Here is a 13994-nt window from a genome sequence, read left to right on the forward strand (position 1 = left end):
TGCGGGCAGTTCGATCTGCCCGCGATAACAATAAAAACTGAACCGAGGTTCACGAAGACGTTATGAAAATTATCATCCTGGGGGCTGGACAGGTAGGCGGCACACTGGCTGAAAACCTGGTGGGCGAAAACAACGACATCACCATCGTCGACAAAGACCCCGAACGACTCAGGGAACTGCAGGACAAATATGATCTCCGTGTGGTGCAAGGCTACGCCAGTCACCCCTCCACGTTGCTGGAAGCCGGCGCACAGGATGCCGACATGCTGGTGGCGGTAACCAACTCCGACGAAACCAACATGGTCGCCTGTCAGGTCGCCTTCACCCTCTATAACACCCCAAACCGGGTTGCCCGTATCCGCAGCCCGGAATATCTGGCCACCAAAGATCAGCTGTTCCAGACCGACGCCTGTCCGGTGGATCACCTGATTGCGCCGGAAGAACTGGTGATACAGTACATCCAGCGCCTGATTGAATATCCCGGTGCGCTTCAGGTGGTGAACTTTGCCGATAACAAAGTCGGCCTTGTCGCCGTTAAAGCCTACTACGGCGGTCCGCTGGTGGGTAACGCATTATCGGCCCTTCGCGAGCACATGCCGCATGTCGACACCCGCGTCGCGGCGATTTTTCGCCGTGACCGTCCCATTCGCCCACAAGGCACCACCATCATTGAAGCGGATGACGAAGTCTTCTTTGTCGCAGCCAGCAACCATATCCGCTCGGTAATGAGTGAGCTCCAGCGCCTTGAAAAGCCGTACAAACGCATCATGATTGTGGGGGGCGGTAACATCGGTGCCGGTCTGGCGCGAAGCCTTGAGCGCACCTACAGCGTAAAACTGATTGAACGCAACCCAAAGCGTGCCGAGCAACTGTCTGAATTGCTTGAAAACACCATCGTGTTCTGTGGTGATGCCGCGGATCAGGAGCTTCTGAGCGAAGAGCATATCGACCAGATTGACGTATTCATCGCCGTGACCAATGAAGATGAGTCCAACATTATGTCAGCTATGCTGGCAAAACGCCTTGGCGCGAAGAAAGTGATGGTGCTTATCCAGCGCGGCGCTTACGTGGATCTGGTACAAGGCGGGGCGATTGATGTCGCTATCTCACCGCAGCAGGCAACGATTTCTGCGCTGCTGACCCATGTGCGTAAAGCCGACATTGTTAATGTATCGTCTCTGCGCCGCGGCGCGGCAGAAGCCATTGAGGCGATTGCCCATGGCGATGCCAACACCTCTAAGGTGGTGGGGCGCGCTATCGGCGACATCAAGTTACCGCCGGGTACCACGATTGGTGCCATAGTCAGGGAAGAGGAAGTTTTGATCGCGCACGATAAAACGGTAATCCAGCAAGACGACCACGTGGTGATGTTCCTGGTGGATAAAAAGTATATTCCGGATGTGGAAAGGCTGTTCCAGCCAAGTCCATTTTTCCTCTAACTGCGCGACAATGCATGATTAACGTCAAGCCGGTACTGTTCGTGATAGGGCTGGTCTTATCCAAGATCGCCCTGTTTATGTACATACCAACCCTCACCGCATTTTTTACCGGCACTCCCGGCTTTCTTGATTTTGGCCTGGCAGTCATCCTCACCCATGTCGCTGCGTTTGCCTGTTTAACCCTCGGTAAGACCAATGCGTTCCGCCTCAATGCCCGTGATATGTTTGTTATCACCACCTTGGTATGGCTGATTGCCAGTGCCTTTGCCGCGCTGCCGTTTGTGTTCATTAACCATATCAGCTTCACCGATGCCTATTTTGAAACCATGTCCGGCATTACCACCACAGGGTCAACCGTACTGAGTGGGCTCGACAACATGGCACCGTCCATTCTGCTGTGGCGTTCTATATTGCAATGGCTCGGTGGCGTCGGGTTTATCGTGATGGGCGTGGCCATTCTGCCGTTTCTGAACGTCGGCGGTATGCGCTTGTTCCAGACCGAATCCTCTGACTGGTCAGCCAAATCCAGTCCACGCACCAAGAATGTCGCCATCAGCATCATGAAGGTTTACGTCTCACTGTCTGCACTTTGCTTCATCGCGTACTGGTTAACCGGCATGACACCCTTTGAAGCAGTCAACCATGCCATGACAACCCTGTCGACTGGCGGTTATTCCACGTCAGACAGCTCAATGAACCGCTTTACCCATGCCGCTCACTGGGTCGCTACCCTGTTTATGTTTGCCGGAGGCCTGCCATTTCTTTTGATGATCAATGCCCTCCGACGCCGTGAGCCCAAAATGCTGCTCGACGATGCTCAGGTGCGTGGTTTCGCCTATCTGGTACTGATAGCATCATTGATGGTGGCAACCTGGCTGGTGCTAACCCAAAACTACGCCATGGCGGATGCGCTCAGGGTATCAATGTTCAACATCGTGTCTGTGGTCACCACCACCGGGTTTGGCTTGGATGATTTCACCGCCTGGGGGCCCTTTGCCTCAGTGGTGTTCGCTTTCGTGTTGCTGGTAGGGGGGTGCTCGGGATCAACGTCCGGTGGTGCAAAAATTTTTCGGTTCCAAATCGCGATGGCGCTGCTCAAAAAGCAAATCCAGCAATTGGTGCACCCATCCGGGGTGTTTATCCAGCGCTACAATGGACGTCCGGTCAATGAAGAGATTGTGCGCTCAGTTGTGGCCTTCGCCATCACTTATGTCATGACGATTCTGGTGGTTGCCCTGGTCTTGGCTGCAACAGGGCTTGATAGCATTACCAGCCTGACGGGGGCTATGACTGCGGTTGCCAATGTGGGCCCAGGCATGGGCACCATAATTGGGCCAACGGGGAACTTTGCCGGTCTGCCGGATACTGCTAAATGGGTGCTGAGTATCGGTATGCTGATGGGAAGGCTGGAAATCCTGACGGTGCTGGTGCTTTTGTTTCCGGTATTCTGGCGCGACTAAGCGCGCCACTCTGTAAGTAGTACTGGTGTGAGCTATACCGGTGGCACATACCAGTAAATTGCCAGGAAGTGCAACACAGTGCCCCCTAAAACAAACAGGTGCCATATCGCATGGTTATAGGGAATACTGCGCTTAACGTAGAAAATCACCCCGAAGGAATAAACCAGCCCCCCTAATCCAAGCAGTACCATACCAGCTACCGGCATCACCTGTGCCAGTTGATACACCACCACCAGTGACAACCATCCCATCGCCAGATAAATAGTAAGCGACAGCGATTTAAACCGGTACACAAAAGCAATCTTCAGGATCACTCCCACCAGTGCAATGCCCCATATCAGCGCCATTACCCAAAACGCCAATGGCGTCCGGAGGCTGACCAACATAAACGGGGTATAAGTACCGGCAATCAGCAGGTAAATCGCACAGTGGTCAAAGGTTTTCAGTGCCCGCTTGGCACCGGCATAGGGGATTGAGTGATATAGCGTGGAGGCAAGATAAAGCAGGATAATACTGGCACCATACACGCTGTAGCTGGCGAAACTGAGCGCATCAGCATGCGCATCCCCGGCTTTCAGCAGCAACATCACCAACGCCACGATACCGAAGATTACCCCCAGTCCATGGCTGACACTGCTGGCGAGCTCTTCCCTGGCAGAGTATTGATACACAGAGGCCACTGTTGTCATGCAACTCAATCCTTATGGTGAGAACATTAAATAGTCCAGTCACGAGTATGACACATTTAAGCGTACACGTGTAAGCTTAAATTATTACAAGACTGGCACGATGCAGATACCCAACATTTATCATGCTGGCACCGCAAAGCATCAATTTCAGACTAAGATTATTAGACTGGTAATCGACGGTGTTTTTGCCTTCGTAAAAGAATGGAGAACCAGCCAGCCATGTCAAAAGAGATTTTTGCGCTAAGCTCAGGATACTTAAAGAAAGTTGTTCCTCTTCTGATGAAGTATCAGGTACCGGCGACACCGCCAAATTATGCACTTTGGTATACCTATGTCGCCAATGCCGATACCGAACTGTCCCAAAAAATTGATGCATCTATCAGGGAAACAGGGACACTCAGTACCACTCGCTGCGAAGAGCTCTACAGCGCCCATGTCGCCGATGAAAAAGTGAAAGAGCTGGACGAGTTTCAGCAAGGCCTTCAGGCGCTGGCACTCGAAATGGGTAGCACCATGGAAGATACCCTAAAAGACACCGATACCTTTCAGTCAACGCTCGACAAAACCTTTTCCCAGTTAGCCCGCGTGGATGAAGAAGCCCTGTCAATGGAAGAGACCGTGGCGGTCGTCAGAAAGGCCATGAAGGACTCCAATGCGCTTCGCCAATCCACCGACTTTTTTAAAAACCAACTCGCCGAGGCGCAAAAAGAGATCGTCAGGCTGGAAGACACCCTCCACAAAGCTAATGAGGAAGCCTTACACGACGCGCTGACAGGCATCTATAACCGCCGTGCCCTTGATGCTGAACTTGAAGCTCTGGTAGCCACCCCACCACCGAAAGGATTCAGCCTACTGCTGTGTGACTTGGACCACTTCAAACGTTTTAATGACACTTATGGTCACCTGATGGGCGATCAAGTATTAAAACTCACTGCCAAACGCCTTTCTGATTACTGCCGGGATGGCATTAAAGCGTACCGTTATGGCGGGGAAGAGTTTGCGCTGTTAGTCCCTAACCGCCCATTAAGTGGCGCATGCCGTGTAGCAGAAACCATCCGAGCTACCATCGACAAGCTCGCCCTCAAAGACAAAAGAACCGGCAAGAAACTCGACAACATATCGATCTCCATTGGTGTGGCAGCATTTGAACATGGCGAAAGCATCCGCGACCTTATCAGTCGTGCCGATACCCAACTTTATGATGCAAAAAAACTGGGGCGAAACCGGGTCATGCCTGTGACATAAGGGCAAGACGAAAAATGCACAGGCAGGTTTATTCCCCGGGTTCTAGCACGAATTATTTTTTATCTGCTGCTTTTTTCATCATTTCTTTCCTGCTATTATCCGCGCGCATTCGCACCCTGCGAATCCAGAGTGAACACGCAGTAAGGCTTGCAGCCATTGGAACCTCTGACGCCACTCTGCCCAAGAACCCTGTCATGGATGCGCAACTAAACTGATGAGAATTGACAATGCGTCCAGTTACTGTTCGTCCTGTCCGTGTCACCCGTACACCTTCACGCATGCGCGCACACTTTTTTGCACCGGCGTTCAAAAACAAAACCCATACGGAGTCGAATGACACCCCAGAACTCAAGCTGGTTCGTTCAGCGCCTGCCATGACCAACGCGCAAAAAGGCAAAGCCGCATGATGACGTTTGACAGATTGGTCTGCCTACGGGAATCTGGTACTGTAATAAATAGATAAATCACAACAACGTTAAGGTGTATTGGGAGTCTTCAATGAAATGTCATCGTGTGAATGAACTTATCGAACTTTTGCATCCTGAATGGCAAAAAGAGCCTGAGTTGAACTTACTGCAAATGATCAGCAAGCTGGCAGAAGAAGCGGGCTATGAAGGTAAGCTTGAAGACCTGACCGATGACGTACTGATCTACCACCTGAAAATGCGCAACAGCCAGAAAGACGAAATGATTCCGGGTCTGGCAAAAGACTGCGAAGACGACTTCAAAACGGCCATTTTACGCGCCCGTGGCATTATCAGCTAATGACGGAGTCATACGCCGGATGGAAAAGCGAAGTGGACCACTTCGCTTTTTTTATTTCCAAAACAATTCACTGTTATACCCAATCACATCGCGGCCCAACTGATTTTCCACCACACGCACAGATTTACTCTCTACTCCTCAGATATAATCCTCGGTCTATCATTATCTATTGAGTTAGTCGACGAAAGGCACTGGCAATGTATCAGTGTCAGCAATGTGCGGGAAACCCCCACTAGGCCCAAGGAATGCAGATGTCATGAGCAAGGATAAAATAGACGTCAAAAACGTCACTCCCAACGTGTTCAATCCGAAAACCCACAAAACCAGTGGCGACCGCTTTAATCCCAGTAACCGTATATATGTGCGCGCAATGACCGGGACGTTTCAAAAACTGCGTCGTAAAATGGGTTGGTTCTTTATGTTGCTTTTTTTACTGACGCCCTGGATCCCTTATGGCGACCGTCAGGCCATCCTATTGGATATTGGCAAACAACAATTCAATTTTTTCGGCACCACCCTCTGGCCCCAGGATCTGACCCTGCTAGCCACACTGTTTATGATCGCCGCCTTTGGCCTTTTCTTTGTTACCACTTTTTTAGGACGCGTCTGGTGTGGCTATCTTTGTCCCCAAACCGTGTGGACCTTCATCTACATCTGGTTTGAGGAAAAGCTTGAAGGGCCCGCCAACAAGCGGAGAAAGCAGGACTCAATGCCACTCACCAGAGACCTGGCAATCAGAAAAGTCATCAAGCATTTATGTTGGTTTGCTGTGGCGCTACTCACCGGCCTCACATTTGTCAGCTACTTCGTGCCAGCAAAAACGCTTTTTATCGACTTTTTTACCTTTAACAGCCAGTTCTGGGTTGCATTTTGGGTGCTGTTTTTTAGTGTCTGCACTTATGCCAATGCAGGATGGATGCGTTCCATCGTTTGTATCCACATGTGTCCTTATGCCCGTTTCCAGTCAGCAATGTTTGACAAAGATACCTTTATTGTCGGCTACGACGCCAAACGCGGTGAAACACGAGGCCCCCGCTCGCGCAAAGCTGACCCCAAAACCATGGGGCTGGGTGACTGCATTGACTGCAATCTCTGTGTACAGGTCTGCCCGACCGGTATCGATATCCGTGACGGCCTGCAATACGAGTGCATCAACTGTGGTGCCTGTATCGATGCCTGTGATGAAACCATGAGTAAGATGAATTATGCCAAAGGCCTTATCAGCTATACCACAGAGCACAAACTGGAAGGCCACAACGTCGATATCATCAGACCGAAGCTTATCGGTTATGGCGTGGTGATGATGGCGATGCTGGGCATTTTCTTTATGCTACTTTCAGCGGTCCAGCCAATGGGATTGGACGTGATCCGTGACCGCACCCAACTGTTTAAAACCAACAGTGAAGGATTAATTGAGAACACCTATACCCTGAAAATTCTCAACAAAACCCAGTCTCCGGAAACCTACTCCCTGAGTGTTAAAGGTCTGGACGGTGTCGAGTGGTACGGGAAACAACAAGTCACCTTGAGCGCCGGTGAAATCTTCACCCTGCCTATCAGCCTTGGAGTCGATCCTTATGAACTCACAACCCCAGTAACGACCATCACTTTTGTGCTGGAGCGCCACTCCGGAGAGGACAAAAAAGTGATTGAAACCGAAAGCCGCTTTATCAGCAAGATGTAAGTCAGTTTTCGAATAAACGGGCGATACCCTACGCCCGTTTTTATCTCCTGCCCAAAACTCTGCTACCATCAATAGCCTTATCCCTTGACGCTGTGAACCTATGAGCGACGCCCAATTTAGCTACGAACATCTCACGCCCGACACCTTAATCAATGCACTGGAATCTGTCGGCATCCGCCCTGAGTCAGGCCTTCTGGCACTGAACAGCTATGAAAACCGGGTCTACCAGTTTCAGGATGAGGCACGCCAACGCCTGGTGACCAAATTTTATCGTCCGCAGCGCTGGACGCGCGCGCAAATTCTCGAAGAGCATGCGTTTGCCAACGATCTGGCGGAAGCCGAGATCCCGGTCGCGGCGCCTATGAACATCAACGGCGAAACCCTGTTCGAATTCGACGGCTATCTGTTTGCTGTTTTTCCAAGCGTCGGTGGCCGCACTTTCGAAGTGGATAACTGGGATCAGCTTGAGATGGTGGGTCGCTTCCTGGGGCGAATTCATAAAGTCGGTGCCAGTAAGCCCTTCATCCACCGCCCGACTATCAGCCTTGAAGAGTACCTTTTTACGCCACGAAAAACGCTGGAAAATTCCCGTTTCATCCCCACGCATCTCGAAAATGCCTTCTTTGCTGATCTTGACCGCCTGATTGAGACACTGAAACAACGCTGGAATGGCAAGATGACGACACTGCGGCTGCATGGTGACTGCCACCCCAGCAATATTCTCTGGCGCGACGGCCCGATGTTTGTTGATTTGGATGACGCGCGTAATGGCCCGGCGATACAGGATATCTGGATGTTGCTAAACGGCAATCGGGCTGACCAACTCGCCCAATTGGATACCCTTTCCGATGCCTATTCAGAATTTCACGATTTTCCCGCCAATGAGTTGCAACTTATTGAGCCGTTGCGCGGTCTGAGAATGGTACATTACATGGCATGGCTGGCAAAACGCTGGGAAGACCCGGCATTTCCACGTGCATTCCCATGGTTTGCTGAGGCAAAATACTGGGAAAATCAGGTACTCGCCTTTAAAGAACAATTGGCAGCCCTTGAAGAGCCACCACTTACTCTGGCACCTCAATGGTAAATTGCCGCGACTCAAATTCAGGGAGAAAATAAATAATGTTGAAAAAACTGTTTACTGTGGCGGCAGCCGCCATGTTGGCCTTCTCAGCGCAGGCTGCACGCTTCGAGGCAGGCGAAGATTATCAGGTACTGGATCTGCCAAAAAGCGACACACCGACCGTGACCGAGTTTTTCTCGTTTTACTGTCCGCACTGCTTTCAAAGCCAACCTCTCATGGAAGCGCTGAAAGAAAATACGCCAGACAATACAAGCTTTACCAAAAATCACGTTTCTTTCATGGGCGGAAACATGGGTAGCGCACTGAGCAAAGCTTACGCCACGGCTATGATGCTGGACGTGGAAGACAAAATCGTACCGGTGATTTTTAACCGTATCCACCTGATGCAAAAGCCACCACGCAATCAGGAAGAGCTACGCCAACTGTTTATCGATGAAGGGGTGGATGCTGAGAAGTTCGACGGTACCTACAACAGCTTTGCAGCCAATGCGATGGCTAACCGTTTCGACAAAGCGTTCAGTGATTCAGGCTTACGTGGTGTACCCGCCGTCATCGTTAACGGCAAGTACCATGTCACACCCAAGACTATCAAAACTAAAGAAGACTACTTTGCACTGGTGAACTTCCTTCTGACCCAATGAGTGGGACCAGGGACCATCAAGAGAAAAGGGCTTCTAAAGCCCTTTTTTACTGCCTTTTCCTGTTAAACCGTTGACTCTTCCTGTGCTACCACCGGTGTTACCACTGGTTGCCCAGTATAGATACTCTCCAGTGTCTTATCTTTTTCCTGCCAGATGCCATTTAGCCACTGGTGGAAACGCCGCTTGAATGCTTTGTCATTAAAGTAATCACCTGCGACGTTGTCATCAACAGGAAGGGTGTCGATACGCACCACAATTCTTTTCATCTTTCCATCCAGCAAATCCCTAAACGGCAGGTACCGGTTGTCCGGATAGGCCACAGTTACGTTAATAATGGCATCAAACTGATCCCCCATCGCCCCCAATGTATAGGCGATTCCGCCGGTCTTCGGCGGTAACAGATTCTGATACGGCGAGCGTGTCTGGCGTCTTTTTTCATCGGTAAAGCGGGTGCCTTCCACAAAATTGACCACCGTGGTGGGAGTATGGAGGAAGCGTTCACAGGATTTGCGGGTGGTGGCCAGATCGCAGCCACGCTTTTCCGGGTGCTTGAGCAAATATTGGCGTGAGTAGCGCTTCATAAATGGCATATCCACCGCCCAACACGCCATGCCAAGAAACGGCACATACAGCAACTGCTGCTTGAGGAAGAACTTAGCCATGGGAATGCGGTTGCGAAATACGGAAAAAATCACCACGATATCGGCCCAACTGAGGTGATTGCAAATCAGCAGATACCACCCTTCTTTACTGAGCGTTTCTCCGCCCTCAATGTCCCATTCCACGTCAGAAGTCAGGTTCAGGAGTTGAAGGTTACCAGTCGCCCATGCCCATATCATGCCATTACAAAGCCAACTGACAGCCCGTTGCAGCGATGGAATAGGGAACAATATTTTGATCAAGGCCAAGCAGCAGATCAGCACTGACCAAAACGCAGTATTCAGGCTAACCAGAAATGCATTCAAAAATAGTAACAAAGTCTTGGTCCTACGGCGTCTTCACGAAGTCGTTATTCAAACGCCATGATACGGCGCAGGAATAAAAAACACCATTCAGTTAAAAGCGATTGCATCAGTAAGGCAACGCTGCCCCTCCTAACTTGCCATGGCTGTCAGTTGTTTGAGCAACCGGTCCATCGAACGGTAGCCCAGCGCTTCTGCCAAGTGCCCGCGCTGGATATTTTCCTCGCCGGACAAGTCCGCAATAGTACGTGCTACTTTAATGATCCGGTGGTAAGCACGGATAGAAAGCCCCAGACGGTGCAGGGCAGTTTCAAGAAAATCTGCGTCTGCTTTGTCCAGCGGGCAGTAGGTTTCAATTTCACGGCTCGAAAGCTGGCTGTTCACTTTTCCGGCCCGTGCAAGCATCACCGCCCGGGCTCTATTCACCCGGGCTTTCACCACAGAGGTTGGTTCCCCGCGATCGCCCCCTTCGGTGAGAGTGCCACGCGGTAGCGCCGGTATCTCGATAGACAGGTCGAAACGATCTAAAAAAGGACCAGAGAGGCGGTTGAGGTAGCGAAGGGTTGCCTGGGGATTGGAGCGGGCAAGCTGGCCTTCGTAGTGCCCGGTTGGGCTGGGGTTTAACGCACCAATAAGCTGGAAACGGGCGGGGAAACAGGTTTTACCGTTAGCACGGGAGATCACTACTTCACCGGATTCCAGCGGCTCACGCAGGGAATCCAGCACCTTGCGCTCAAATTCCGGCATTTCATCAAGGAACAACAAGCCGTTGTGGGCCAGAGAAATCTCACCAGGTTTTGGTGTCGAGCCGCCTCCCACCAGCGCCGCCATAGAGCTGGAATGATGCGGTGTGCGGAATGGACGCTGTCGCCAGTTTCCTTCATGCAACGGTTTCTCGGTCAGCGATGTAATCGCGGCAGTCTCCAGTGCTTCCTTGTCACTCATTGGCGGCAGAAGATCGGCCATGCGTGAGGCCAGCATGGTTTTACCTGTGCCTGGCGGGCCAAGGAAAAGAAGGTTGTGGGACCCGGCGGCGGCAATCTCCAGTGCCCGCTTTCCCTGTTGCTGCCCAATGATATCCTGCATACAGCGGGTTGGGACTATGGGTGCAATATCATGCGCTTCGAGTTCATTGAGCATCAGGCTGCCCTGTCCACATAAATGGCGGCAAACAGACACCAAATCCGGCGCAGACACATGGACATCTCTACCCACCAGTGCGACCTGTCCGCCATTTTCATCGGGCACCACCAGACTGCGCCCCGCATCACGGCAGGCAACAGCGGCGGGCAATGTCCCTTTTACCGACCTCAGTTGACCTGACAATGCCAGCTCTCCGACAAACTCATGGCGATCCAGTCTGGTCATCGGTATCTGCCCGGACGCCGCCAGAATGCCAAGGGCGATAGGTAAATCAAACCTCCCCCCTTCTTTTGGCAAGTCGGCTGGCGCCAGGTTAACCGTAATCCGCCTTGCCGGAAATTCAAAACCGGCATTCACAATCGCGCTGCGTACCCTGTCGCGCGCCTCTTTGACCGTAGTTTCAGCAAGCCCTACCAGGGTGAATGCTGGCAGCCCGTTACTGATATGTACTTCTACGGTCACCTGTGGTGCTTCAACGCCAACACAGGCGCGGCTTTGAATAATGGCAAGATTCATAAGACAGATTTACTATTTATTTAATTATCAGAAAGTTAGATTCATAAACGAATAGTATTACTGCTTTACGGTACGGAAATTGGAAAATCTGGTCAGTTTTTGCTTGTCATGCGACAGAAGTCTGTGATACCACTATGAGTGAACAACATCTGTGCAAACAAACGTTGACTTGAACATACGCCGTCGACAAAATCGGTGAAAAAAGAGACAAAATGAATCACCTATCTCGCACCCTAATTATTATTATTTCAATTATCGTGGTGGTACTACCGCGAGGGGCAGCGACGGCGAGAACATAGCACACAAACATCGCAACCAGCCCCCGCATCGAAAGGTCCGGGGGCTTTTTTCACATTTGGATGTAGGGTTAATGCCCGGGTTGCAAAACGCAAAAGGAAAACGCGGTATGGAACTGTCTCAGGAAGCAGGGCAGACACACGCCCAGACAGGATGTCACGGGAGGTCACAATGACAGGTGCACAACAGGTGGTAGAAGCCTTAAGGAAGCAAGGTGTAAACACCATTTTTGGGTATCCGGGCGGGGCAATCATGCCTGTCTACGATGCCCTTTATGACGGCGGTGTGGACCATATCCTCTGTCGCCATGAACAGGGGGCTGCCATGGCCGCGATCGGTTATGCGCGCGCTACCGGTGGTGTCGGTGTCTGCCTCGCCACTTCTGGTCCCGGCGCCACCAACCTTATCACCGGCCTTGCTGATGCCATGATGGACTCTGTGCCCGTCGTCGCCATTACCGGCCAGGTCGCCAGCCCTCTGATTGGCACCGATGCCTTCCAGGAAGTCGATGTTCTCGGTCTTTCCCTTGCCTGTACCAAACACAGTTTTCTGGTAACGGATACCTCAAAACTTGCATCAACGCTGGCAGAAGCTTTTGTTGTGGCAAAAGAAGGTCGTCCGGGACCCGTGCTGGTGGATATCGCCAAAGATGTTCAGCTTGCCCACATCGAGGAAGCGTTCATGGCTATCACACCTCAGCCTTCTGTACCTGAGGTGTCTGAAACGTTGTTGCAGGAAGCCAACGCCCTTATCGCACAAGCCAAACAACCCATAGTGTACGTGGGGGGCGGCGTGCAGCTTGCCCATGCGACCGATACCCTGCGTCAGTTTTTAGACCACAGCCAGATCCCAGCTACCAGTACCTTGAAAGGGCTGGGCTCAGTCGATAAAGATTATCCTTACTATCTCGGCATGCTCGGGATGCATGGCACCAAGGCAGCCAACCTTGCGGTGCAACAGTCCGACCTGTTGATTGCCATCGGCGCCCGCTTTGATGATCGCGTCACCGGTAAGCTCGATACCTTTGCACCCCATGCCAAAGTTATCCATATCGACATCGATGCCGCCGAATTTAACAAGCTTCGCCGTGCCAATGTGCCACTGCGCGGCGAGTTGAATGCAGTGTTGCCGCAGCTGGGAGAGCCCGCGGACATTCATGACTGGCAACAGCGTGTGCAGACCATGAAAGCCGATTTTGGCTGGCGCTACGACCACCCGGGGGACGCCATCTTTGCGCCGCTCCTGCTCAAACAGCTTTCTGACCTCATGCCGGATTCTACGGTTGTGGCGACAGATGTGGGCCAGCACCAGATGTGGGTCGCGCAACACGTTGAGCCGCGCCGTCCGGAGAACCTTTTGACCTCGGCAGGGCTCGGTACGATGGGCTTTGGTCTGCCCGCTGCCATGGGCGCGAAAATGGCGCGTCCGGATGACGAAGTTGTGTTAGTGTCGGGTGATGGTTCATTTATGATGAACATTCAGGAACTTGGCACCCTGAAGCGTCGCAGTATTCCGGTTAAGATAGTGCTGCTGGATAATCAGCGTCTGGGGATGGTTCGCCAGTGGCAACAGCTTTTCTTCGAAGAGCGTTATAGCGAAACCAACCTGTCAGATAACCCGGACTTCGTGACACTCGCATCAGCGTTTAACATTCCGGGTAAAACCATTACCCGCAAAGACGAAGTGCTTCCTGCCCTGCAGGCGTTGCTGGCCAGTGACACCGCCTACTTGCTGCATGTTGCTATCTCAGAGGAAGAGAACGTATGGCCACTGGTTCCACCCGGTGCCGCTAACCAGGATATGTTGGAGCGTACATGAGCCAATCACACACCCTGCTTATCAATGCTGACGACCAGCCAGAATTGCTGGAACGCTTGCTTCGCATTGTCCGTCACCGCGGATTCCGCCTGACAAGCCTCGATATGCACCACATTGGCGACAGCAATGCGGTCGAAATTACTCTGCAGGTGAAGAGCGATCGCCCGATCGCCAACCTTCAAAGCCAGTTAGACAAATTATGGGATGTCTCACGCGTACGTCTGCTCCCGCTAGAACAACAGTAATGCGTT

Annotated in this window: 13 protein-coding genes; 10 read left to right on the forward strand and 3 right to left on the reverse strand. The window is 51.8% G+C overall.

Features of this window, described 5'->3' with window-relative positions; translation table 11 throughout:
- The first annotated feature begins 62 nt into the window (after positions 1-62).
- Both trkA and VHA_RS00335 read left to right on the forward strand, forming a co-directional pair.
- On the forward strand, positions 63-1439 hold the full coding sequence (gene trkA, locus VHA_RS00330) for a Trk system potassium transporter TrkA (RefSeq protein WP_005500719.1): 1377 nt from the start codon (positions 63-65) through the stop codon (positions 1437-1439).
- 14 nt (positions 1440-1453) lie between these two features.
- On the forward strand, positions 1454-2899 hold the full coding sequence (locus VHA_RS00335; RefSeq protein WP_005500720.1) for a TrkH family potassium uptake protein: 1446 nt from the start codon (positions 1454-1456) through the stop codon (positions 2897-2899).
- A 32-nt stretch (positions 2900-2931) separates the two neighbouring features.
- Here the strand turns inward: VHA_RS00335 and trhA are convergent, their stop codons facing one another.
- Positions 2932-3588, reverse strand: a complete 657-nt coding sequence (gene trhA / locus VHA_RS00340) for a PAQR family membrane homeostasis protein TrhA (protein ID WP_005500721.1) — start codon at positions 3586-3588, stop codon at positions 2932-2934.
- Positions 3589-3807: 219 nt separating this feature from the next.
- Between trhA and VHA_RS00345 the strand changes: the two genes are divergently transcribed.
- The 6 genes from VHA_RS00345 to VHA_RS00370 all read left to right on the forward strand — a co-directional run bounded on the left by VHA_RS00345 (position 3808) and on the right by VHA_RS00370 (position 9007).
- The gene (locus VHA_RS00345; protein ID WP_005500722.1) at positions 3808-4833 is read left to right on the forward strand and encodes a GGDEF domain-containing protein; all 1026 of its coding nucleotides are present in this window, start codon (positions 3808-3810) and stop codon (positions 4831-4833) included.
- 227 nt (positions 4834-5060) lie between these two features.
- On the forward strand, positions 5061-5240 hold the full coding sequence (locus VHA_RS00350) for a hypothetical protein (RefSeq protein ID WP_005500724.1): 180 nt from the start codon (positions 5061-5063) through the stop codon (positions 5238-5240).
- A gap of 91 nt (positions 5241-5331) precedes the next feature.
- Complete coding sequence (locus VHA_RS00355; RefSeq protein WP_005500730.1) at positions 5332-5598, forward strand: YihD family protein; 267 nt, start codon at positions 5332-5334, stop codon at positions 5596-5598.
- Between the two features lie 256 nt (positions 5599-5854).
- Complete coding sequence (gene ccoG / locus VHA_RS00360; RefSeq protein WP_005500731.1) at positions 5855-7282, forward strand: cytochrome c oxidase accessory protein CcoG; 1428 nt, start codon at positions 5855-5857, stop codon at positions 7280-7282.
- A 100-nt stretch (positions 7283-7382) separates the two neighbouring features.
- Positions 7383-8369: a serine/threonine protein kinase gene (locus VHA_RS00365; protein WP_005500732.1), complete on the forward strand. Its 987-nt coding sequence runs from the start codon at positions 7383-7385 to the stop codon at positions 8367-8369.
- Positions 8370-8404: 35 nt separating this feature from the next.
- A complete protein-coding gene (locus VHA_RS00370; RefSeq protein ID WP_005500733.1) occupies positions 8405-9007 on the forward strand; it encodes a thiol:disulfide interchange protein DsbA/DsbL in 603 nt (200 codons plus the stop codon).
- 62 nt (positions 9008-9069) lie between these two features.
- On the opposite strand, the gene yihG is transcribed toward VHA_RS00370, so the two are convergent.
- Positions 9070-9984 (reverse strand): 1-acylglycerol-3-phosphate O-acyltransferase, YihG family, encoded by a 915-nt coding sequence (yihG, locus tag VHA_RS00375; protein ID WP_005500734.1) that lies wholly within the window; start codon positions 9982-9984, stop codon positions 9070-9072.
- Positions 9985-10101: 117 nt separating this feature from the next.
- Positions 10102-11628 (reverse strand): YifB family Mg chelatase-like AAA ATPase, encoded by a 1527-nt coding sequence (locus tag VHA_RS00380; protein ID WP_005500735.1) that lies wholly within the window; start codon positions 11626-11628, stop codon positions 10102-10104.
- 468 nt (positions 11629-12096) lie between these two features.
- On the opposite strand from VHA_RS00380, the gene ilvG reads away from it, so the two are divergent.
- Positions 12097-13743 carry an acetolactate synthase 2 catalytic subunit gene (ilvG, locus tag VHA_RS00385; protein WP_005500737.1) on the forward strand — a complete coding sequence of 549 codons (1647 nt, stop codon included), beginning with the start codon at positions 12097-12099 and terminating at the stop codon, positions 13741-13743.
- Positions 13740-13988, forward strand: a complete 249-nt coding sequence (gene ilvM / locus VHA_RS00390) for an acetolactate synthase 2 small subunit (protein WP_005500738.1) — start codon at positions 13740-13742, stop codon at positions 13986-13988. The genes ilvG and ilvM overlap by 4 nt, the downstream gene beginning before the upstream one ends.
- Positions 13989-13994: the final 6 nt, after the last annotated feature.

The sequence above is a fragment of the Grimontia hollisae CIP 101886 genome, assembly GCF_000176515.1.
GTDB lineage: Bacteria > Pseudomonadota > Gammaproteobacteria > Enterobacterales > Vibrionaceae > Enterovibrio > Enterovibrio hollisae.

Excerpts from the sequence above, each read along its gene's own strand:
- trkA (WP_005500719.1), top strand. The coding sequence starts at position 63 with ATGAAAATTATCATCCTGGGGGCTGGACAGGTAGGCGGCACACTGGCT.
- VHA_RS00335 (WP_005500720.1), top strand. The coding sequence starts at position 1,454 with ATGATTAACGTCAAGCCGGTACTGTTCGTGATAGGGCTGGTCTTATCC.
- trhA (WP_005500721.1), bottom strand. The coding sequence starts at position 3,588 with ATGACAACAGTGGCCTCTGTGTATCAATACTCTGCCAGGGAAGAGCTC.
- VHA_RS00345 (WP_005500722.1), top strand. The coding sequence starts at position 3,808 with ATGTCAAAAGAGATTTTTGCGCTAAGCTCAGGATACTTAAAGAAAGTT.
- VHA_RS00350 (WP_005500724.1), top strand. The coding sequence starts at position 5,061 with ATGCGTCCAGTTACTGTTCGTCCTGTCCGTGTCACCCGTACACCTTCA.
- VHA_RS00355 (WP_005500730.1), top strand. The coding sequence starts at position 5,332 with ATGAAATGTCATCGTGTGAATGAACTTATCGAACTTTTGCATCCTGAA.
- ccoG (WP_005500731.1), top strand. The coding sequence starts at position 5,855 with ATGAGCAAGGATAAAATAGACGTCAAAAACGTCACTCCCAACGTGTTC.
- VHA_RS00365 (WP_005500732.1), top strand. The coding sequence starts at position 7,383 with ATGAGCGACGCCCAATTTAGCTACGAACATCTCACGCCCGACACCTTA.
- VHA_RS00370 (WP_005500733.1), top strand. The coding sequence starts at position 8,405 with ATGTTGAAAAAACTGTTTACTGTGGCGGCAGCCGCCATGTTGGCCTTC.
- VHA_RS00380 (WP_005500735.1), bottom strand. The coding sequence starts at position 11,628 with ATGAATCTTGCCATTATTCAAAGCCGCGCCTGTGTTGGCGTTGAAGCA.
- ilvG (WP_005500737.1), top strand. The coding sequence starts at position 12,097 with ATGACAGGTGCACAACAGGTGGTAGAAGCCTTAAGGAAGCAAGGTGTA.
- ilvM (WP_005500738.1), top strand. The coding sequence starts at position 13,740 with ATGAGCCAATCACACACCCTGCTTATCAATGCTGACGACCAGCCAGAA.